This window comes from Pseudomonas costantinii, assembly GCF_001870435.1.
GTDB classification, from domain to species: Bacteria; Pseudomonadota; Gammaproteobacteria; order Pseudomonadales; family Pseudomonadaceae; genus Aquipseudomonas; species Aquipseudomonas costantinii.
This window is the reverse complement of sequence record NZ_MDDR01000007.1, coordinates 68,853-88,722: the sequence shown is the minus strand read 5'-3', so window position 1 is coordinate 88,722 and position 19,870 is coordinate 68,853. Positions and strand designations below refer to the sequence as shown.

The window sequence follows — 19,870 nt, the reverse complement described above, 5'->3', positions numbered from 1 at the left end:
AGTACAGCAGGATTGTGGCGCATGACCAGTGCGATAGAGAAAACTGTCAGAATTGTTCGGATTTGGGGGGCAGTAATGACCGGTTGAGGTCAGTCGATGCCTACAAAACCTCCCGTCTGGTGCTGCCACAGCCGCGCATACAATCCGCGATGAGCGAGTAACTCGGCATGGCTGCCGCTTTCGGCAATCTGTCCCTTTTCCAGCACCACCAACCGGTCCATCCGGGCAATGGTCGAGAGTCGGTGGGCGATGGCGATTACGGTCTTGCCTTGCATCAGGGTCTCGAGGCTTTCCTGGATCGCCGCTTCCACCTCCGAATCGAGGGCCGAGGTGGCTTCGTCCATGATCAGGATGGGGGCGTCCTTGAGTAGCACTCGCGCAATCGCAATCCGCTGGCGCTGGCCGCCGGAGAGTTTCACGCCACGTTCGCCGACATGGGCATCCAGGCCGGTGCGGCCCTCGGAGTCCGACAACAGCGGGATGAACTCGTCTGCGCGCGCCTTGTGTACGGCGGCCCAGAGCTCTTCGTCGGTGGCGTCGGGCTTGCCGTACAACAGGTTGTCGCGGATCGAGCGGTGCAGTAATGAAGTGTCCTGGGTGATCATGCCGATCTGTTCGCGCAAGCTTTCCTGGGCAACGTCGGCGATGTTCTGGCCGTCGATCAGGATGCGCCCGCCTTGCAGGTCATACAGGCGCAGCAGTAGGTTGACCAAGGTCGATTTACCCGCGCCGGATGGGCCGATCAGGCCGATTTTTTCCCCGGCTTTGATCTCCAGGTTCAAGCCGCCAATGATTCCGCTCTTCTTGCCGTAGTGAAAATCCATCTGCTCGAAGCGCACTTCACCCTGAGGCACTGTCAGGCGCGGGGCGTTTTCGCGGTCGGTCACGGCCAGTGGCTGGGCAATTGTTTTCAGGCCGTCCTGCACCATGCCGATGTTTTCGAAAATGCCGTTGACCACCCACATGATCCAGCCGGACATGTTGACGATACGAATCACCAGACCGGTTGCCAGGGCAATTGCACCGACGGAAATCAGCGATTGTGTCCACAGCCACAAGGCCAGGCCGGTGGTGGTGACGATCAACAGGCCGTTCATCGTGGTGATCACGATGTCCATGCTGGTGACCACGCGGCTGGCCAGCTGGGTTTTTTCGGTCTGCTCGATGATCGCTTCCTTGGCGTACTGCTGCTCGAAATGGGTATGCGCGAACAGCTTCAAGGTGGTGATGTTGGTGTAGCCGTCGACGATGCGGCCCATCAACTTGGAACGTGCCTCGGAGGAAATCACCGAGCGCTCCTTCACTCGTGGCACGAAGTAGCGCAGCGCCAAGCTGTAGCAGATGATCCAGGTTACCAACGGGATCATCAGGCGCCAGTCGGCCTCGGCAAACAGCACGAGGGAACTGATGGCGTAGATCGTCACGTGCCAGATCGCATCCACCGCCGCCACGGCGGAGTCACGCAGGGAGTTGCCGGTTTGCATGATGCGCTGGGCGATACGCCCGGCGAAGTCGTTCTGGAAGAAATTCAGGCTCTGCTTGAGCACGTAGCTGTGGTTCTGCCAGCGAATCAAGCTGGTCATGCCGGGGCTGATGGTCTGGTGCACCAGCAAGTCATGCAAGGCGCCGAAAATGGGGCGCAGCAGCAGGGCGACCACGGCCATCCAGATCAACTCGGTGCTGTGGATCTGGAAAAAGTTGGCGGGCGGCGTGCCCTGGGCCAAGTCGATGATCCGGCTCAGGTAGCTGAACAGCGCCACTTCGATCAGTGCGCCTATCAAGCCCACCACCAACAGTGCGGCAAAGCACGGCCACACCTGACGCAGGTAGTAGAGGTAAAACGGCAGGACTTTATCGGGCGGTGCGGCGCTGGGTGCGTCGCGGAAGATATCGATCAGTTGTTCAAAGCGACGATAGAGCATTAGGGTTGACGCCCGCCGTGCGGGCTCTCCTTTCAAATGCGCGTGGCTTTATGGGCCACGCGCTAAGCTTCCTGCTGGCCTCAGTCGATGCGCTTGGCCGACTTGATCAGGACAGGATCGATAGGCACGTTCTGCATGCCCTGTTTGGTGGTGGTCTGCGAGTTGACGATGATATCGACCACGTCCATGCCTTTGACGACCTTGGCGAACACGGCATAACCGGCATCGCGACCTGGGTCGAGGAACGCATTGTCGGCCACGTTGATGAAGAACTGACTGGTGGCCGAGTTCGGGTCATTGGTGCGCGCCATGGACAAGGTGCCACGTACGTTATGCAGGCCATTGCTGGCTTCGTTCTTGATAGGTGCTTCGGTTGGCTTCTGCGACATCTGCGTGGTAAACCCGCCGCCCTGAACCATGAAGCCCGGGATCACGCGGTGAAAAATTGTGTTGGTGTAGAAGCCTTTGTCGACATAGGCCAGGAAGTTCTTGGTACTGATCGGTGCCTTGACCGGGTCCAGTTCGATTTCAATGTCGCCGTTGGTGGTGCTGATCAGTACGTGCTGGGCCTTGGCGGGTTCGGCGGCCATCAAGTTGGCAGCGAACAATACGGAACCGGCAAAGAAGGCGATTTTTTTCAGCATGGGTCAGTGATCCTGGGTAGTGGTTTCGACTGTCTTTAGAAAATCGAGCAAGGTAGCGTTAAAGACTTCGGGTTGATCCAAGGGCGTGGCATGGCGTGAATCTTCGATCACCACCAGCCGCGCATCGGGCAGCAGTTTTACATAGTTTTGTTTCTGCGCCACGGGGGTGTAGTCGTGGTCGGCGCTGATGACCAGGGTTGGACAGGTAATTCTGGAAAGTTGTTCCTGTACACCCCAGCCCACAATCGCATCGAAGCTGGCGAGATAAGCACGTTTGTCGTTTTTTGCCCAGCGTTCGGCCATCTTGCGGCGCAGGTCTGCCTGGTGCGGTTTGGGGAACAGCCGGTCGCCCAGGGCCTTGCCGATGGTGGCCAGGCTGAGTAACCGCGCCAGGCTCCAGCGTTTTGCCCATTGCCAATAATCATCGGCACTGCGCACCTTGACCTCGGGCGCGCTGTTGACGATGCACAGGCTCTTGACCAAGCCGGGTTCGTCCACCGCCAATTGAAAGGCGATCATGCCACCCATGGACAAGCCCACCACATGAGCGGGCGGCAGGTTCAGGTGTTCGATCAGTGCGATCAGGTCGAAGGTGAAGCCTTTGATGCTGTAGCGCTCGCGGGGTTTGTCGGAGCGGCCGTGGCCGCGCACATCCACCACTATCAAGCGATAGTGCTGGGCGAGCACCGGCACTTGCAGCTCCCAATCCTGGCTGCTGGAGCCCAGGCCGTGGATCAGGATCAGCGGGGTGCCGTGGCCGTATTCCTCGTAATGCAGGCTGCATCCTTCGTGGTCGAACCAGGCCATGCATGAACTCCGTTTCAGGCTTGCTGAGGGGCGGCGAAAGGCGCGTCCAGTGGGGCTGTGTCAAAGGTGCGCAGCAAATCGATAAGGATCTGCGTGGCCGGCCCCAGGGGTTTGTCCTTGTTTGAATACAGGTAGAACGTAGGGTTGCGGCTGCCACCCTTTTCCAAGGGTAGCTGCTTGAGCAAGCCTTCGTTGAGTTCGCGTTCGATCATGTGCCGGGGCAACCAGGCAAAGCCCAAGCCGCTGCTGACGAAGGTGGCGGCGGTGGGCAGGCTGCCGACCGTCCAGCGCTGTTCGGCACCGAGCCAGCCGACATCCCGTGGCTGCTGGCGCCCGGAGTCGCGGATCACCACCTGCATCTGGCTTTCCAGGTCCTGGAAACTCAGCTCGCGGTTCAGGCGATGCAGCGAGTGGTCGGGATGGGCGACGGCGATAAATTCCACATCGCTCATTTCCGTGCCCAGGTAGCCCGGGATGATGAACCCGCTGATGGCCAGGTCAGCCATGCCGTCCATCAACAGCTCTTCAACACCTGATAACACTTCTTCGCGCAAGCGCACGCGGCAACCACGGCTCTGCGGCATAAAGGCGGTGAGTGCGCGCACCAGGCGTGCATTGGGGTAGGCCGCATCCACCACCAGCCGCACTTCAGCTTCCCAGCCCTGTTCCATATGGTGGGCGAGGTCTTCCAGTTGGCTGGCGTTTTTTACCAGTTGCCGGGAGCGGCGCAGCAGTACTTCACCGGCGTCGGTGAGTACCGCCTTGCGTCCGTCGATGCGCAGCAGCGGTACGCCGAGTTGGTCTTGCATGCGTGCCACGGTGTAGCTCACCGAGGATTGCGAACGGTGCAGCGCTTCAGCCGCCTGGGCGAAGCCGCCATGGTCGACCACAGCTTGCAGCGTGCGCCATTGATCGAGGGTAACGCGGGGCGCTTTCAAGATGAGCTCCTCTTGTCCTAAGCTGGCGGTCCTAATTGGAGACTGCCGAATGAGAAAATTCTGTTGTGTGTTGCTGGCGCTGCTGCCGATGAGCGCGTTTGCCTACCCCATCGACGTGACTAAAAAGATCGACGGCGTGCAAGTCGATTACACCGCTTCCGACGTGGACGGCGACATCAGTTCGATCCAACTAAACAACTACGGCACGAATGACGCCGTCTGTTCGGTAACCTTTACCAATGGCCCGGAATCGCCGCGTAACCGTAAGGTCACGGTCCTGGCGGGCAAAAGCACCAACACCACCGTCAAGTTCAGTCGCGCGATTATCAAGATGCGCATCGCCCTGGCTTGCGCCCCAAAATAAAGCAATCGCGGAGCATGCCCACAGCAATACTCCGCTTATAAACAAATTTCTAGATGGGTTGTAGCAGTTTTTTGCGCTTTTTTATCGAATGAGCCCTGGTTAATCTTTTCTCCATCGCCTTACAGCAATTACAGATGGAGCCTACCTCGCCATGTCCAACGTTCTGATCATCGAAAGCAGCGCCCGCCAGCAGGATTCGATCTCCCGCCAGCTGACTCAACAGTTCATCAGCCAATGGCAGGTTGCTCATCCGGCGGATCAGATGACTGTGCGTGACGTGGCCCTTAACCCGGTCCCTCATCTGGACGCCAACCTGCTTGGCGGCTGGATGAAACCTGCCGAACAACGCAGCAATATCGAACAGGCTTCCCTGGATCGCTCCAACGAACTGACCGACGAACTGCTGGCCGCCGACGTGTTGGTCATGGCCGCACCGATGTACAACTTCGCCATCCCCAGCACCCTCAAAGCCTGGCTGGACCATGTGTTGCGCGCTGGTGTGACGTTCAAGTACACCGCCACCGGCCCTCAGGGCTTGTTGACCGGCAAGCGTGCGATTGTGTTGACCGCTCGCGGCGGCATCCACACCGGTGCCAGCTCCGATCACCAGGAACCGTACCTGCGTCAGGTCATGGCGTTTATCGGAATTCACGACGTCACCTTCATTCACGCCGAAGGGGTGAACCTGAGCGGTGACTTCCAGGAGAAGGGCATCAATCACGCTAAGGCGCTGCTGGCACAGGTCGCTTGATTCTTTAATCGCCAGATAATCGCGCAATGTTTATCTAGCCCCACGCAAACCCTTCAAGTACGCGTATCGAACCTCCCTTTGCACTTGTTGCTCCTGAGTGCTCCTGCCCGACTGCCGCTTTAGCGAGGTCGGGTTTTTTTTGCCTTAAGTTTCGTGAAACGCCGAAAACCTTTAATGTCGCGCCCATTCGAAACGAGGCGCGCATGGGCTATCTACTGGTTGTCACCCTGATTCAGGCATTTTCCTTCAGCTTGATCGGCGAGTACCTCGCCGGTCACGTCGACAGCTACTTCGCGGTACTGGTGCGCGTGTTGCTGGCCGGGCTGGTATTTATCCCGCTGACCCGTTGGCGCTCGGTAGAGCCCGCATTCATGCGCGGTATGCTGGTGATCGGCGCGCTGCAGTTCGGCGTGACCTACGTGTGCCTGTACCTGAGCTTTCGTGTACTCACGGTGCCGGAAGTGTTGCTGTTCACCATCCTAACGCCGCTGCACGTAACCCTGATCGAAGATGCTCTGAACCGACGCTTCAATCCCTGGGCGCTGGTCGCCGCCTTGGTGGCGGTGTGCGGTGCGGCGGTGATCCGCTTTGACCAGATCACGCCAAACTTCCTGATGGGCTTTTTGCTGCTGCAACTGGCCAACTTCACCTACGCCGCCGGGCAGGTGATGTACAAACACCTCGTGGCGCGCTATCCGAGTGACCTGCCGCATTACCGCCGTTTCGGTTACTTCTACCTGGGTGCGTTGCTGGTGGTGTTGCCGGCGTTCCTGATGTTCGGCAAAGCCAACTTCTTGCCGGAGGCACCGTTGCAATGGGCTGTGCTGGTGTTTCTCGGGTTGGTCAGCACCGCGCTGGGCATGTACTGGTGGAACAAGGGCGCTTGCCTGGTCAACGGCGGGACATTGGCGGTGATGAACAACCTGCATGTACCGGTGGGGTTGTTGTTGAATTTGCTGATCTGGAACCAGCACGAGCCGCTAGGGCGCCTGGCCCTGGGTGGGTTGGTGATTCTGGGAGCGGTCTGGATCAGCCGGTTGGGCGTGAAGTCGCCCAACCGTACCATGGCTTAAATCGCGCGACTTTCGGGGGCTGGCAAATGACTGGCCCCCAACACCGCCGGCAATATCCCCGCGCGCAAATCATTGCCGCTCGGCTGCTGATACAAGCTCAAGCCGAACTCCGGCAACACCGCCAGCAGGTAATCGAAGATATCCCCCTGGATGCGCTCGTAATCCGCCCACGCCGTGGTGCGGGTGAAGCAGTAGATTTCCAGCGGCACGCCCTGCGAGGTGGTTTGCATCTGACGCACCATACAGGTCATGTTCGGCTGGATGTCCGGGTGGCTTTTCAGATACGCCAGGGCATATGCGCGGAAAGTGCCGAGGTTGGTCATGCGGCGGCGGTTGGCCGACAGTTGCGCGCTGTGGCCCTGGGCTTCGTTCCAGGCCTTGAGTTCTGCCTGCTTGCGGCTGATGTAGTCGGTGAGCAGGTGTACCTGGGTCATGCGCACCTCTTCATCGTCACGCAGGAAGCGCACACCACTGGCGTCGATAAACAGGCTGCGCTTGATGCGTCGCCCGCCGGAGGCCTGCATGCCGCGCCAGTTCTTGAACGACTCGGACATCAGGCGCCAGGTGGGGATGGAAACGATGGTTTTGTCGAAATTCTGCACCTTGACCGTGTGCAGGGTGATATCGACCACATCGCCGTCGGCACCGACCTGGGGCATTTCGATCCAGTCGCCGACCCGCAGCATGTCGTTGCTGGTCAGTTGCACGCTGGCAACGAACGACAGCAGGGTGTCCTTGTAGACCAACAAGATCACTGCCGACATGGCGCCCAGCCCCGACAGCAGTAACAGCGGCGAGCGATCGATCAAGGTGGCGACGATGATGATCGCGGCAAACACGAACAACACCATTTTGGCCAATTGCACATAGCCTTTGATCGAGCGCGTGCGTGCGTGTTCGGTGCGCGCGTAGATGTCCAGCAGGGCGTTGAGCAAGGCGCTCACGGCCAGCGTCATGAACAGAATGGTGAAGGCCAGGGCCACATTGCCGATAAACAGGGTGGCGGTCTTGCTCAGGTCCGGAACCAGGTACAGGCCGAACTGAACGACCAGCGAGGGCGTCATTTGTGCCAGGCGGTGGAAGACTTTGTTGTGCCGCAGGTCATTGAGCCAATGCAGCGCCGGTTGCCGGCCGAGTAATTTGACGGCGTGAAGGATGAGGTAACGGGCTACCCGTCCGAGCAGCAGGGCCACCACCAGCAACACCAGCAATCCCAGGCCGGAATGCAAGATCGGGTGTTCATCGAGGGCGCCCCAAAGGTCTTGGACGTTGAGCCAGAGCTGTTTGATATCCATGGGTGAAACCGATTCTTCTGTAGGACTAGACGGGCCGATTAGAGCATTTAAGTGCAACAAAGTTGGCTTTACGGACAAATTCAATGACAAAAAAGCAGCTGATTGGCACCGTTCGCGTAAAGAAACTCGGTTTGGACGCCCGAAACCGGTAACCTATGCCGCTGATATTTTGCATTTCTTCGAGGTAGCACCCGTGTTTTCCCAATTCGCCCTGCACGAACGCCTGCTCAAAGCCGTGGCCGAGCTTAAATTTGTCGAGCCTACGCCTGTGCAAGCAGCGGCCATCCCGCTCGCGCTCGAAGGGCGTGACCTGCGGGTGACGGCTCAAACCGGCAGCGGCAAGACCGCGGCTTTCGTCCTGCCTGTTTTGAACCGCCTGATCGGCCCGGCCAAGGTTCGCGTCAGCATCAAGACCCTGATCCTGCTGCCAACCCGCGAGCTGGCCCAGCAGACCTTGAAGGAAGTGGAGCGCTTTTCGCAGTTCACCTTCATCAAGTCCGGCATCATTACCGGCGGCGAAGACTTCAAGGTCCAGGCCGCCATGCTGCGCAAGGTGCCGGATATCCTCATCGGCACCCCGGGCCGCATGATCGAGCAACTCAACGCCGGTAATCTCGACCTCAAGGAAGTCGAAGTGCTGGTGCTGGACGAAGCCGACCGCATGCTCGACATGGGTTTTGCCGACGACGTACAACGCCTGGTGGCTGAATGCGTCAACCGTCAGCAAACCATGCTGTTCTCCGCCACCACCGGCGGCTCGACCCTGCGCGACATGGTCGCCAAGGTTCTGAATAACCCAGAGCACTTGCAGGTCAACAACGTCAGCGACCTGAACGCGACCACGCGCCAGCAGATCGTGATGGCCGACCACAACGTGCACAAAGAGCAGATCCTGAACTGGCTGTTGGCCAACGAGACCTATCAGAAGGCCATCGTGTTCACCAACACCCGCGCTGCTGCCGACCGCATCTACGGTCGCCTGGTTGCCCAGGAATACAAAGCGTTCGTGCTGCACGGCGAAAAAGACCAGAAGGATCGCAAGCTGGCCATCGACCGCCTTAAAGCCGGCGGCGTGAAGATCCTGGTGGCCACCGATGTCGCTGCCCGTGGCCTGGACGTGGACGGCCTGGACATGGTGATCAACTTCGACATGCCGCGCAGCGGCGACGAATACGTGCACCGTATTGGCCGTACCGGGCGTGCCGGTAACGATGGCCTGGCGATCTCGCTGATCTGCCACGGCGACTGGAACCTGATGTCGAGCATCGAGCGCTACCTCAAGCAGTCGTTCGAGCGCCGCACCATCAAGGAAGTCAAAGGCACCTACACCGGGCCGAAGAAGGTCAAGGCGTCGGGCAAGGCCGTTGGCGTGAAGAAGAAAAAAGTCGACGCCAAGGGCGACAAGAAGAAAACCGGCGCCAAGTCGCCGACCAAACGCAAGATCGCCAACCGGCCGAAGACCGACAACCTGTCGCTCGTCAGCAAGGATGGCATGGCGCCGCTCAAGCGCCGCAAGCCAGAAGCACCGGCTGCCGAGTAAGGCAGGGGTGATATGAAAAAACCGGACGATGTCCGGTTTTTTTATGGCCGCAGGTTTGTGGATTCGCCTGCCCGCGAAACTGTCGGATCGGTAATCTGCCGCTAAGGTAGCTGACAGCTGGCGCTGCCTAATCTGCTGCGATTCAACTGACGGAATTGAATCGGCATGCATTCCACCACCTCCAGACGAACCTTCGTCAAAGGCCTGGCCGCCGGCGGCTTGTTGGGCGGGCTCGGGCTCTGGCGTACGCCGGTATGGGCGCTGACCAGTCCCGGCCAGCCTACGGTAATGGCGGGTACAGAGTTTGATCTGTTTATCGACCAGACCCCGGTCAACCTTACCGGTCGTAATCGCACCGCATTAACCATCAATGGCAGCTTGCCCGGCCCGCTGCTGCGCTGGCGCGAAGGTGACACCGTGACACTTCGCGTGAAGAATCGCCTGGCCGAACCGACTTCAATCCACTGGCACGGCATCCTCTTGCCCTCCACCATGGACGGCGTGCCCGGCCTGAGCTTCAAGGGCATCGAGCCAGGTGGTGTGTATGTCTATCAGTTCACGGTCAAGCAGCACGGTACTTACTGGTATCACAGCCACTCCGGGTTCCAGGAGCAGCAGGGTGTGTACGGCCCGCTGGTGATCGACCCCAGGGAGCCTGAGCCGTTCAGCTATCAGCGTGACTACGTGGTGATGCTCTCGGACTGGACGGATGAAGACCCCGTCGCCCTGATGAAAACCCTCAAGAAACAATCCGATTACTACAACCTGCACAAACCCACCGTGGGCGATTTCGTGCGGGATGTGGGCAAGCAGGGATGGTCGGCTACCGTCGCCGACCGTCTGATGTGGGCGCAGATGAAGATGAACCCCACCGACCTGGCCGACGTCAGCGGCGAGACCTACACCTATCTGCTGAATGGCCAGCCGCCCGGTCGCAACTGGACTGGGTTGTTTGAGGCAGGGGAGACGATTCGCCTGCGCTTTATCAACGGCTCGGCGATGAGTTATTTCGATGTGCGCATCCCAGGGTTGAAGATGACCGTCATTGCTGCCGATGGTCAGCCGGTGAAACCGGTGAGTGTCGACGAGTTCCGCATCGCCGTGGCGGAAACCTTCGATGTACTGGTCGAGCCCACGTCGGCGGCCTACACCGTATTTGCCCAGTCGATGGACCGCAGTGGTTTCGCCCGCGGCACGCTGGCCCAACAGGCAGGGGCGACGGCGGTGGTTCCCGCGCTGGATCCGCGCCTTTGGGTGACGATGAGCGACATGGGCATGGGCGGTATGGACCATGGCGCCATGGCGGATATGCCGGGCATGGACCACAGCCAGATGGCGGGCATGTCGGATATGACCGGTATGGAAGGCATGGATCACAGTGCCATGGGCGCAATGACGATGCAGAGTCATCCGGCCAGCGAGCTGAACAACCCGTTGGTGGACATGCAGGCCATGAGCCCGGTGCCCAAGCTCGACGACCCCGGTATTGGCCTGCGCAACAACGGCCGTCGGGTGCTGACGTATGCCGACCTGCGCAGCACCTTCGAGGATCCCGATGGCCGCGACCCCGGTCGTACCCTCGAATTACACCTCACCGGGCACATGGAGAAGTTCGCCTGGTCCTTCAATGGTGTGAAATTTTCCGATGCCGAGCCTTTGCAACTCACCTATGGCGAGCGGGTCCGGCTGGTGCTGGTCAACGACACCATGATGAGCCACCCGATTCACCTTCACGGCCTGTGGAGTGATCTGGAAGACGAGAACGGCCAATTTCAGGTACGCAAACACACGATCGACATGCCGCCCGGCTCGCGGCGCAGCTACCGCGTGACCGCCGATGCCTTGGGCCGCTGGGCCTATCACTGCCACCTGCTGTACCACATGGAAATGGGCATGTTCCGTGAAGTCCGCGTGCATGAGTGAGGAAGCGAGCATGAGCCGTAGTGTTTTATCTGTATCCATCGCGCTGGCCGCGCTGTCATTTGGCCCGCTGGCGTTTTCGGACGAACTGATGGGCATGAGCCCGGCTTCACCCGCACTCACCGAAAGTCGTACGCCGATCCCGGTGCTGACCGACGCTGATCGCGCAGCGGTGTACAACGCGCCCGGCGGGCACAGGGTGCACGACAGCGCCATCAATTCGATGCTGCTGGTCAACCAATTGGAATGGCAGCGCGCGGACGACGGCAGCGCGTTGAGCTGGGACATTAAAGGCTGGGTTGGCGGCGATATTGATCGTCTGTGGGTACGCACGGAGGGCGAGCGCAGCACCGGCCGCACCGAGAGTGCAGAAGCCCAGGCCTTGTGGGGGCATGCCATCAGCCCGTGGTGGGACGTGGTCGGTGGCGTGCGCCAGGACTTCAAGCCCGGTGATGGGCAAACCTGGGCGGCGTTCGGTGTACAGGGCATGGCGTTGTACAACTTCGAGGCCGAAGCGACGATGTTTGTCGGCGAATCGGGCCGCACCGCCGCACGGCTGGAAGGTGACTACGACATTCTGCTGACCAACCGCTTGATCCTGCAGCCGACGGCCGAACTCAACTTTTATGGGCGTAATGATCCGCAGCGTCGGGTCGGTGCCGGCTTGTCGGAAAGCGAGGTGGGTTTGAGGTTGCGTTACGAAGTGCGTCGAGAGTTTGCGCCTTACGTGGGTGTCACCTGGAACCGCAGCTATGGCCAGACCGCGCAATACGCACGCGATGAAGATGAGGACGTCAGCCAATTGCGTTGGGTCGTCGGCGTGCGGCTGTGGTTCTGAGATGTATCGATTTTCTATCACTCGCCGCCCGAAGCGGCTTGGAGCCTTGCATGTCTATGTTGAAAACCACGTTGTTGGGCGGTGCCCTGTGGGTTGGGCTAATCATGAGCCTGCCGGTCTCGGCTCATCCGAAACTGCTGTCATCTGTCCCGGCAGGGGGAGCCTCAGGAGCGCCGCCGGCCGTTATTGAACTGCGCTTTTCCGAAAACCTGCTGACGCAGTTTTCCGGCGCCAAGCTGACCATGACCGATATGCCCGGCATGCCCAACTCGCCGATGCCGATAAAGGCCAGTGTCGCGGCGAGTACCGACCCCAAGGTGATGCTGATCAAGCCCGCTTCTGCCCTGACAGTCGGCACCTATCGAGTCGACTGGCGCGCGGTGTCGTCCGACACGCATCCGATCACCGGTAATGTGGTGTTCAGCGTCCAGCCATGAGTGAACTGATCCAAGTCGTACTGCGCTTTGCCCTCTATCTGGACCTGATGCTGTTGTTTGGCTTGGGGTTATTTGGTCTTTACGGGCTGAAAGCTGCTGAACGCCCGCTGCTGAATTTCAAGGTGCTGTTCAGGTTGACGGCGGGCTTGGGCGCGCTGCTTTCCGTGGCTTCGTTACTGACCATGACACAGGCCATGAGCGGAGCGGGTGATTGGCAGGCGTTGTGGCCGCATCTGCAGATGATGCTCTGGCAGACCGAGCTGGGGGTGTCCTGGCAGATACGTATGGCAGCATTGGCCCTGGCCGGGTTCTGCGGCAGTGTGCGATTGGCCACGTTGTTCGGCGCTGTTGCGCTGGTGACGCTGACGTGGACTGGGCACGGTGTGATGCATGAAGGCTTGCCGGGGGTGTGGCATATCCTCAGCGACAGTGCGCACCTGCTGGCGGCCGCAGGTTGGGTGGGTGCATTGGCGGCGTTTGGGTTGCTGCTGATGAGTCCGTCATTGCAGGATGCCCGGCGAGTCCAGGTGTTGGCAGCCGCATTGGCCGGCTTCGAACACATGGGGGCGGGATTTGTCTTGGTGCTGATTGTCACCGGTGCGGCGAATTATCTGTTTGTGGTGGGGCCGAATCTGGAGGGTCTTACCAACGGTGTCTACGCGTTTTTGCTGTGTTTGAAACTGGGGCTGTTCGGCCTGATGCTCGGGCTGGCGGCACTCAATCGTTTTCATCTGACCCCGCTTTTACAACAATCGATCGTAGCCGGTGACGACGCCGCAGCAAGCAAAGCGCTGCGGCGTAGTATCGCCCTGGAGTTCGGCGCGGTGGTGCTGATCCTGGGGTTGGTGGCTTGGTTGGGTACCTTGGCGCCCAATTAGAGCGGTGCACCTTTCAGGCACTTGAGTGCCTGGAAATCACTGCGCACTTTTTCGATTTTTCGGGTGAGTTTCTGCCGTTGCTGTGTGGTGCTTTCTACCATCAGATCGACGATCAGGCTGCGTGCCGCTGTCTCGGCCTGTGCATAGGTCACGCGGTATTGCGGGGTCCACAGGCTTTCCCGATCTACCAGCAGTTGCTGGATTTTCTGTGGGAAGTCAGCGTTATGGCGTTGCTGCACGGCGTCGATGAATTGCGCCTGCCAGCGGGCGCGGTTGCCGATCCACTCTTGGTTCTGCTCACCGAGGGCCATCGACCAGGCGGTTACGCGGCGCTGTTGGCTGGCACTCAAGGGGCCGATCCAGGTATCCAGGCGTTTGTTCATGCGCTCGGCGCGTTCCTGGATTTGCTGCTCCAAGGGTGGTTTGAGGTATTCGTCCTGGCGCTTGCGCAGGTCCTTGGCCAGGGCGTCGTTCATTTCCTTGACCTGCTGGTCGTCCAGGTCTCTCAGCAACTCGATAGCGGACGGGGTGATTGCTCGGGCGATCTCGGCGATTGCTTGTTTAGCTTCGATGGTGCGGGCCTGTAGTGCGGCGTCGGTGATCTGGTTGTTGTCGACCATCTGTTGCAGGCGGTCGAGCCAACCCAGATAACCGGGCAATTGGGTGGTGCAGTGCCAGGCCAGGTGTTCCTTGAGTTTGTCGTTGAACCAGTTTTTTTGCCCTGCGTGCATGCCCAGGTAGTCACTGAGTGTCCAGGGGATGATCACATCGAGATTGCGGTAGGCCAGGCCCACGCGATTGCAGCCGGTGAGCGCCATACTCAGGATTATCAGTACTGCCAGAGGTTTGAGCCGACGCAGCATGGGCAGGTCCTTGCGCAGATGGGATAGTGCATGTGAACCCTCGCAGAGCGCGACAGTTCAGCCCATCAATAGAACGACCGCACAGCCTTCAAGGTCAACAGGCCGTCGCATTGCGAATTGTGTCCGGAGTAGGCTGAGCAATCTCCGCCGCTGAGGCTGGAGTCACTGTAGATCAGGTCCAGGTCGACACCCATCCACTCGCGGGAGAACTGAACCGACCAGTCGCTGAAGCTGCGAATGGAGCCACTGTCCACCGAGACCGGAGTGCCCAGTTGGTGGGTGGTTTACTTCATGCTGACGCCGATGCCGAAGGGCTGTGTGCCGCCGAGGTCGGCAAACAGGGTGCTGTCCTGGCGGTCGGGGTCGTTACTGAAGGCAGCGCCGAAGCGATTGCCCAGCACGTTCAGGCCGCCGTAAAACTCCTGACTGTCGAGCGGGCTTAGCTTGGGGTAGCTGTAATGGATCAATCCGACTTCGTAGCCCAGGGTCTGGTCGAAGGGATGCTTGAAGCCCATGTAGGAATCGATTTCGAGGTTGCTGGTCGAGGCCAGCCCCATGCTGGGTGAGAATTGGCCGATATATAGGCCGCTGTCATGGCTCAGGTCCAGACCACCATGGAACGAGTCGCTACCCGGCGAAGTGGGTTTGACCAAGCCTTGGGCCATGCTGCGGCCGGGGGTAGTGCCCAGCTTCAGGTCGAAGTCGCCTAATTCACGCTGGAAAATCTGCGCTTCGGCCAGTGGGCACGCTATTAGAGCGCAGATCAGGACAATGCAGGGTTTGAGCATGCTTCACTCTATGAAAAGCGAGGAGCAGTAACGGAAAAATCGGGCAGATGCCCGTGTTAGACGTGTGCAAGCATACCGGCGAATGCCTGGTGATGAGACCCGTTCGTCGATTGGTGTGTGAAGGGATGGAGCAAGAGGGTGTTTCGGGCTCTAGTCCTAGCGCCTTGAAGGCAAGGCGCTTAGGGACCAGGTGTGTTGCGCAGGTATTACTTCTTGCCCAGGCTGATTTGCTTGGACGGGCCGAAAGTCTGGCCGCTTACGCCCTTGGCAATTTGCTGGATTTCGCCGCCGGATTTGAGGAATGCAGCGATCTGGCTGTTGATCGATTCGCTGGTTTCAACGGCGGGAGCTGGCTTTGCTTTGCTGTTGGATGCTTTTACGCGCATGGCGGCCACTAACCTGTAGAAAATTAACTTGGCCAGGCATCGTACAGGAAATGCTTGACAATTGCTTGGCAAATATCCCTGAGGAATAATGAGTTCAGTTGGAAATAGCCAAAGTTTATCGTTGAAATAACCCTCTAACTTACTGTTTTAACTAGAATCCACGGTGGCGGCGACGACTTGCACCCTGGCAAAATTCAGTCGTCTGATCAGACGAGCGGGGCGGTGCCAGTAGAACGCCACGCCCACCCTTGATTTTTCAGGCGCCCGCGCGTGTCGGGCGCAACTCGGGTAGAATGCCGCCCACGCAATGAGGGTATTGGAAATGGCTTTAGTCGGGCGCTACAACAGCTTGCAAGTGGTTAAACACACTAACTTTGGTTTGTACCTGGACGGTGCGCAAGATGGCGAAATCCTCTTGCCTAATCGGTATATCCCCAAAGATATTCCCAGTGAAGATGAAGACTGGCTTAACGTTTTCATTTACCTGGACAGCGATGACAAACTTATCGCCACGACCGAAAAACCGAAAGTTCAAGTTGGCGAATTTGCCAGTTTGAAAGTGGTGGAAGTCAACAGCATTGGTGTATTCCTCGACTGGGGTTTGCCAAAAGATCTGTTGCTGCCGTATTCGGAAGAAAAACGTCAGATGACCGCCGGTGAATATTGCGTGGTGCACGTCTACCTCGACAAGCACACCAAGCGCATTACCGCCACCGCGCGTTTGGACCGTTACCTGGACAAGACGCCCGCCAACTACCAGGTTGGCCAGGAAGTCGATCTGCTGGTAGCCGAAGCCACGGACATGGGCTTCAAGGCGATCATCAACAACAAGCATTGGGGCCTGATCCACAAGAACGAAGTCTTCAAGTTCCTGCGCCCGGGCAAGGAAGAGAAAGGCTTTATCAAAGAGATCCGTGCCGATGGCAACATCAGCCTGAGCCTGCAGCCGGTCGGTCAGGAAGCGGCCTCCAGCCTCAACTCGAAGATTCTCGCCAAGTTGCGCGAAAACAACGGCAGCTTGCCGGTCAGCGATAAAAGCGACCCGGCGGTGATCAGCAACTTGTTCGGCGTCAGCAAAGGCAACTTCAAGAAGGCCATTGGTGCGCTCTACAAGCAGGGTCAGATTGTGATTCATGCGGATCGCATTGAACTAAGCTGAGTGCGATTTGCTCTTCTGTAGGAGCAAATGTGCTCCTGCAGAGGTGGCGTGAATGACTAAGAAAATACTGTTCGCCTACCTCGGCACCTTGCTTGCCTTCTTGGTGCTCGACGGCCTTTGGCTCGGCGTCCTTATGGGCCCGACCTATAAATCTCTGCTGGGCTCGCTGATGCTTGATCAGCCTCGCCTGTTGCCTGCCGTGCTGTTTTATCTCCTGTATGTCGTCGGTTGTGTGGTGTTCGTGGTCCTGCCCAGTGGCAGTTGGCAGCGTGCAGCGCGCCTTGGCGCCTTGCTCGGCTTGGTGGCCTACGGTACTTACGACCTGAGCAATTGGGCCACGCTGCAAGGCTGGTCTGCAGGGCTGGCGATTATGGATATGGCCTGGGGCACGTTCCTGACTGCTGTTTGCTGCACCGTCGGCTACTTGTGTGCACATCGAGTGCGCCAGTGATTGTGTACAGGATTTATGTGCACCGTTGCTGAGCGTAGTCCCCGCTTCTAAATCGTCATGATCTCCTTTGGAATACCGTTTCATGGGGATTGTGTGCCATTGGCACGTATTCTGCTGAATGCCTCGTATACAAACCATGCCGCCTACCGTATGCACCCCGTTACGGTAGCGCAGGCCGGTATTTCGAGGAGCCAAGCGATGACCGAACAATTGCCCAAAGGCTACAGCCCGCGCCTGTACAACCAGGACCTGGGCCCGCTGCCGCAAAAGTGGAACTGGTACAACATCTTCGCCTTCTGGATGAGCGACGTGCACAGCGTCGGCGGCTATGTATTCGCCGCCAGCCTGTTCGCCCTCGGGCTGGCGAGTTGGCAGGTATTGATCGCCTTGCTCGCGGGCATTTGCATCGTGCAGTTGATTGCCAACCTGGTCGCCAAACCGAGCCAACAAGCGGCGGTGCCGTATCCGGTGATTTGTCGGCTGGCCTTTGGCGTCTTTGGGGCGAATATTCCGGCAGTGATTCGCGGCCTGATCGCGGTGGCCTGGTACGGGATTCAGACGTACCTGGCGTCGAGTGCCTTGATCATCGTAGTGCTGCGCTTCTTCCCACAGATGGCGGTCTATGCAGAGCCGCATTTCGCGGGGCTGTCCTACCTGGGCTGGATGGGGTTCCTCAGCTTATGGGTGTTGCAGGCAGCGGTGTTCTGGGCTGGCATGGAATCCATCCGCCGCTTTATTGATTGGGCAGGTCCTGTGGTTTACGCCGTGATGTTTGCCCTGGCAGGCTGGATCGTGTGGAAGGCTGGCTGGGCGAATATCAACTTCACCCTCGCGGAAAAATCCCTGTCGGGCTGGCAGGCCTTCGGCCAGGTCATTGTGGCGACGGCGCTGGTGGTGTCTTACTTCTCCGGGCCTACGCTGAACTTCGGCGACTTCAGTCGCTATTGCCGCAGCATGCAGGACGTACGACGTGGCAACTTTTGGGGGTTGCCGGTAAATTTTCTGGCGTTCTCTTTGGTTACCGTGGTGATCGTCTCAGGCACCTTGCCGGTGTTTGGTGAGATGCTTCATGACCCGATCGCCACCGTCTCGCGTATCGACAACAGCATGGCCGTGCTGCTGGGGGCTTTTGCATTTGTCACCGCGACCATCGGCATCAACATTGTCGCCAACTTCGTCTCACCCGCGTTTGACTTCGCCAACGTTGCGCCGAGCAAGATCAGTTGGCGTGCTGGTGGGATGATCGCAGCGGTGGCGTCGATCTTTATCACCCCGTGGAACCTGTTCAATAACCCGCTGATGATCCACTACACCTTGGACATTCTCGCGGCTTTTATCGGGCCGCTGTTTGGGATTCTGTTGGTGGACTTCTACCTGATCAAAAAGCAGAAAATCGATGTCGACGCGCTGTTCGATGACAGCCCGAACGGGCGTTATTACTTCGACGGCGGCGTGAACTGGACGGCGGTCAAGGCGCTGGTGCCCGCGACGCTGGTGGGCGTCGCGATCACCTTCACCCCCACATTGCAGGGCATGGCCAACTTTGCCTGGTTTACCGGCTGCTTCCTGGGAGGGCTGTTTTTCCTGGTGCTCGCTCGGCGAGAACAGGTTCGCGTACCTGCGCCGTTGGTTGTCGGCTGACCAACACCGCGCCCGCCAACAACAGGCCACAACCAGCGACCACTAACGCCGGTTGCAGGCCGCCGCTCAAGTGGCTGCTCGTCGATGCCAGCAACGGACCGCACAATTGGCCGATGGCGAAGCAGGCGGTCAACATCCCGGTGCCGCGCTGGTAGCCGTGGGGCGCCACATCACGCAGGCGAGCCATCACCAACTGCATGCACGCCAGGAACGGCGCACCGCACAGCAACACGCCCAATGCCAGGCCCCAGCCATTGCCCAACAGACAAGCGAACACCCCGGCCGCTTGCAGCCACAAGGTGGTCATCAGCCAGCGGCGAGTGGTGTGCGGATCTTTGCGGCGCAGGCTTGCGACCACCACGCCAATCGCTGCGGCCAGGCCAAAGCACGGCCAGAACAGGTCGGCTTGCCAGGCACCCTTGAATTGTGCGCTGGCCATCTGCGAGAGAAAGGTCGCGGGAATGATGTAGCCCAGGCCATACAAAAAGTAGATCCAGCCCAAGTGCGTGATGCTTTCATTGCGGCCCGTATCGGCCGTTGGCGTAATGGTGACGGTCGGCTGAGGTAAGAACGGCAGGATCGCCAGCAACATCACCAAGGCTACTACGCCATACACCAACCACAACGTGGCTGAATCTTGCCCCAGCAAGTTGGAGCCCAAGGCCAGCAGCCCTGTCAGCACAATCCCCAATCCAGGCCCGGCAAACACCAAGGCTCCCAGGCGTGGGCGTCCGGCGGCAATCGCCAGCGGCTGGCTCAAACTGGTGATCATCACCAATGCCCACGCACTGGCAACGCCGGTACCAAAGCGCAACAGCACATGCGGCCAGAAACCATGGGCCCAGTATGACGCCAGGGTCAACAGCACACACAACCACAGGCCCCCGTAGAGCCGTCCGCGCACATGGTGATGACTGCGGGCGAAGATCGAATCCACCGCGCCAACGAAGTAGCCCAGATAATTGGCCGCAGCGATCAGGCCGGCGCCGGTCAGGTCGATCTGCCCCTCACTGAGTAAGTGGGGCATTTGCGGGGTGAGGGCGAAGCGGCCAATGCCCATGGCCATCATCAAGGCGATAAAGCTGGCGAATAAGCGAATCAGGGGAGACATGCTCTGGTTTCCTGCAAGGAAGCGAATACCAGCAGGCTAAAGCGGATTGACTTTCTGTAAAAAT

General features: G+C 59.1%; 19 protein-coding genes and 1 pseudogene. 11 read left to right on the top strand and 9 right to left on the bottom strand.

What is annotated here, in order from left to right:
* Positions 1–89: 89 nt before the first annotated feature.
* The 4 genes from BFL40_RS05410 to BFL40_RS05395 all read right to left on the bottom strand — a co-directional run bounded on the left by BFL40_RS05410 (position 90) and on the right by BFL40_RS05395 (position 4,311).
* The gene (locus BFL40_RS05410; protein WP_071482976.1) at positions 90–1,922 is read right to left on the bottom strand and encodes an ABC transporter ATP-binding protein; all 1,833 of its coding nucleotides are present in this window, start codon (positions 1,920–1,922) and stop codon (positions 90–92) included.
* An 80-nt stretch (positions 1,923–2,002) separates the two neighbouring features.
* Positions 2,003–2,566 carry a peptidylprolyl isomerase gene (locus BFL40_RS05405; RefSeq protein ID WP_071482975.1) on the bottom strand — a complete coding sequence of 188 codons (564 nt, stop codon included), beginning with the start codon at positions 2,564–2,566 and terminating at the stop codon, positions 2,003–2,005.
* A 3-nt stretch (positions 2,567–2,569) separates the two neighbouring features.
* A complete protein-coding gene (locus tag BFL40_RS05400) occupies positions 2,570–3,373 on the bottom strand; it encodes an alpha/beta fold hydrolase (protein WP_071482974.1) in 804 nt (267 codons plus the stop codon).
* 14 nt (positions 3,374–3,387) lie between these two features.
* A complete protein-coding gene (locus tag BFL40_RS05395; RefSeq protein WP_071482973.1) occupies positions 3,388–4,311 on the bottom strand; it encodes a PA3225 family LysR-type transcriptional regulator in 924 nt (307 codons plus the stop codon).
* 49 nt (positions 4,312–4,360) lie between these two features.
* On the opposite strand from BFL40_RS05395, the gene BFL40_RS05390 reads away from it, so the two are divergent.
* From BFL40_RS05390 to BFL40_RS05380, 3 genes are all read left to right on the top strand, one after another.
* Complete coding sequence (locus BFL40_RS05390) at positions 4,361–4,675, top strand: 3-phosphoglycerate kinase (RefSeq protein WP_071482972.1); 315 nt, start codon at positions 4,361–4,363, stop codon at positions 4,673–4,675.
* A 151-nt stretch (positions 4,676–4,826) separates the two neighbouring features.
* Positions 4,827–5,426 (top strand): FMN-dependent NADH-azoreductase, encoded by a 600-nt coding sequence (locus BFL40_RS05385; RefSeq protein ID WP_071482971.1) that lies wholly within the window; start codon positions 4,827–4,829, stop codon positions 5,424–5,426.
* Between the two features lie 203 nt (positions 5,427–5,629).
* On the top strand, positions 5,630–6,499 hold the full coding sequence (locus BFL40_RS05380) for a carboxylate/amino acid/amine transporter (RefSeq protein ID WP_071482970.1): 870 nt from the start codon (positions 5,630–5,632) through the stop codon (positions 6,497–6,499).
* On the opposite strand, the gene BFL40_RS05375 is transcribed toward BFL40_RS05380, so the two are convergent.
* Positions 6,496–7,794 carry a mechanosensitive ion channel family protein gene (locus tag BFL40_RS05375; RefSeq protein WP_071482969.1) on the bottom strand — a complete coding sequence of 433 codons (1,299 nt, stop codon included), beginning with the start codon at positions 7,792–7,794 and terminating at the stop codon, positions 6,496–6,498. The two genes, BFL40_RS05380 and BFL40_RS05375, sit on opposite strands and share 4 nt — an antisense overlap.
* Before the next feature lie 193 nt (positions 7,795–7,987).
* On the opposite strand from BFL40_RS05375, the gene BFL40_RS05370 reads away from it, so the two are divergent.
* The 5 genes from BFL40_RS05370 to copD all read left to right on the top strand — a co-directional run bounded on the left by BFL40_RS05370 (position 7,988) and on the right by copD (position 13,407).
* On the top strand, positions 7,988–9,334 hold the full coding sequence (locus BFL40_RS05370; protein WP_071483238.1) for a DEAD/DEAH box helicase: 1,347 nt from the start codon (positions 7,988–7,990) through the stop codon (positions 9,332–9,334).
* A gap of 165 nt (positions 9,335–9,499) precedes the next feature.
* Positions 9,500–11,257, top strand: coding sequence for a copper resistance system multicopper oxidase (locus BFL40_RS05365; protein ID WP_071482968.1), 1,758 nt, complete (start codon positions 9,500–9,502; stop codon positions 11,255–11,257).
* 10 nt (positions 11,258–11,267) lie between these two features.
* The gene (locus BFL40_RS05360) at positions 11,268–12,092 is read left to right on the top strand and encodes a copper resistance protein B (protein WP_071482967.1); all 825 of its coding nucleotides are present in this window, start codon (positions 11,268–11,270) and stop codon (positions 12,090–12,092) included.
* Between the two features lie 50 nt (positions 12,093–12,142).
* Positions 12,143–12,529 carry a copper homeostasis periplasmic binding protein CopC gene (copC, locus tag BFL40_RS05355; RefSeq protein ID WP_071482966.1) on the top strand — a complete coding sequence of 129 codons (387 nt, stop codon included), beginning with the start codon at positions 12,143–12,145 and terminating at the stop codon, positions 12,527–12,529.
* Positions 12,526–13,407 (top strand): copper homeostasis membrane protein CopD, encoded by an 882-nt coding sequence (gene copD, locus BFL40_RS05350; RefSeq protein WP_071482965.1) that lies wholly within the window; start codon positions 12,526–12,528, stop codon positions 13,405–13,407. Before copC ends, copD begins: the two co-directional genes overlap by 4 nt.
* On the opposite strand, the gene BFL40_RS05345 is transcribed toward copD, so the two are convergent.
* The 3 genes and pseudogenes from BFL40_RS05345 to BFL40_RS05335 all read right to left on the bottom strand — a co-directional run bounded on the left by BFL40_RS05345 (position 13,404) and on the right by BFL40_RS05335 (position 15,444).
* Entirely contained in the window at positions 13,404–14,270 is an 867-nt protein-coding gene (locus tag BFL40_RS05345) for a DUF6279 family lipoprotein (RefSeq protein ID WP_071482964.1), read from the bottom strand. The two genes, copD and BFL40_RS05345, sit on opposite strands and share 4 nt — an antisense overlap.
* A gap of 65 nt (positions 14,271–14,335) precedes the next feature.
* Positions 14,336–15,058: pseudogene (locus BFL40_RS05340) on the bottom strand (TorF family putative porin).
* A 206-nt stretch (positions 15,059–15,264) separates the two neighbouring features.
* Positions 15,265–15,444 carry a PFL_1563 family small protein gene (locus tag BFL40_RS05335; protein WP_003193095.1) on the bottom strand — a complete coding sequence of 60 codons (180 nt, stop codon included), beginning with the start codon at positions 15,442–15,444 and terminating at the stop codon, positions 15,265–15,267.
* 322 nt (positions 15,445–15,766) lie between these two features.
* Here BFL40_RS05335 and BFL40_RS05330 point away from each other — a divergent pair, with 322 nt between their 5' ends.
* The 3 genes from BFL40_RS05330 (at position 15,767) to BFL40_RS05320 (ending at position 18,695) form a co-directional block, all read left to right on the top strand.
* On the top strand, positions 15,767–16,603 hold the full coding sequence (locus BFL40_RS05330) for a CvfB family protein (RefSeq protein ID WP_017845295.1): 837 nt from the start codon (positions 15,767–15,769) through the stop codon (positions 16,601–16,603).
* A 52-nt stretch (positions 16,604–16,655) separates the two neighbouring features.
* Complete coding sequence (locus BFL40_RS05325; RefSeq protein ID WP_071482963.1) at positions 16,656–17,054, top strand: DUF2177 family protein; 399 nt, start codon at positions 16,656–16,658, stop codon at positions 17,052–17,054.
* Positions 17,055–17,252: 198 nt separating this feature from the next.
* The gene (locus BFL40_RS05320) at positions 17,253–18,695 is read left to right on the top strand and encodes an NCS1 family nucleobase:cation symporter-1 (protein ID WP_071482962.1); all 1,443 of its coding nucleotides are present in this window, start codon (positions 17,253–17,255) and stop codon (positions 18,693–18,695) included.
* On the opposite strand, the gene BFL40_RS05315 is transcribed toward BFL40_RS05320, so the two are convergent.
* Positions 18,607–19,806 (bottom strand): MFS transporter, encoded by a 1,200-nt coding sequence (locus BFL40_RS05315; protein WP_071482961.1) that lies wholly within the window; start codon positions 19,804–19,806, stop codon positions 18,607–18,609. The two genes, BFL40_RS05320 and BFL40_RS05315, sit on opposite strands and share 89 nt — an antisense overlap.
* Between the last annotated feature and the right edge of the window lie 64 nt (positions 19,807–19,870).

Coding starts and splice junctions, on each gene's coding strand:
- BFL40_RS05335 (WP_003193095.1), bottom strand. CDS start 15,444: ATGCGCGTAAAAGCATCCAACAGCAAAGCAAAGCCAGCTCCCGCCGTT.
- BFL40_RS05400 (WP_071482974.1), bottom strand. CDS start 3,373: ATGGCCTGGTTCGACCACGAAGGATGCAGCCTGCATTACGAGGAATAC.
- BFL40_RS05410 (WP_071482976.1), bottom strand. CDS start 1,922: ATGCTCTATCGTCGCTTTGAACAACTGATCGATATCTTCCGCGACGCA.
- BFL40_RS05390 (WP_071482972.1), top strand. CDS start 4,361: ATGAGAAAATTCTGTTGTGTGTTGCTGGCGCTGCTGCCGATGAGCGCG.
- BFL40_RS05330 (WP_017845295.1), top strand. CDS start 15,767: ATGGCTTTAGTCGGGCGCTACAACAGCTTGCAAGTGGTTAAACACACT.
- BFL40_RS05345 (WP_071482964.1), bottom strand. CDS start 14,270: ATGCTGCGTCGGCTCAAACCTCTGGCAGTACTGATAATCCTGAGTATG.
- BFL40_RS05385 (WP_071482971.1), top strand. CDS start 4,827: ATGTCCAACGTTCTGATCATCGAAAGCAGCGCCCGCCAGCAGGATTCG.
- BFL40_RS05315 (WP_071482961.1), bottom strand. CDS start 19,806: ATGTCTCCCCTGATTCGCTTATTCGCCAGCTTTATCGCCTTGATGATG.
- BFL40_RS05380 (WP_071482970.1), top strand. CDS start 5,630: ATGGGCTATCTACTGGTTGTCACCCTGATTCAGGCATTTTCCTTCAGC.
- BFL40_RS05405 (WP_071482975.1), bottom strand. CDS start 2,566: ATGCTGAAAAAAATCGCCTTCTTTGCCGGTTCCGTATTGTTCGCTGCC.
- BFL40_RS05365 (WP_071482968.1), top strand. CDS start 9,500: ATGCATTCCACCACCTCCAGACGAACCTTCGTCAAAGGCCTGGCCGCC.
- copD (WP_071482965.1), top strand. CDS start 12,526: ATGAGTGAACTGATCCAAGTCGTACTGCGCTTTGCCCTCTATCTGGAC.
- BFL40_RS05325 (WP_071482963.1), top strand. CDS start 16,656: ATGACTAAGAAAATACTGTTCGCCTACCTCGGCACCTTGCTTGCCTTC.
- BFL40_RS05375 (WP_071482969.1), bottom strand. CDS start 7,794: ATGGATATCAAACAGCTCTGGCTCAACGTCCAAGACCTTTGGGGCGCC.
- copC (WP_071482966.1), top strand. CDS start 12,143: ATGTCTATGTTGAAAACCACGTTGTTGGGCGGTGCCCTGTGGGTTGGG.
- BFL40_RS05320 (WP_071482962.1), top strand. CDS start 17,253: ATGACCGAACAATTGCCCAAAGGCTACAGCCCGCGCCTGTACAACCAG.
- BFL40_RS05360 (WP_071482967.1), top strand. CDS start 11,268: ATGAGCCGTAGTGTTTTATCTGTATCCATCGCGCTGGCCGCGCTGTCA.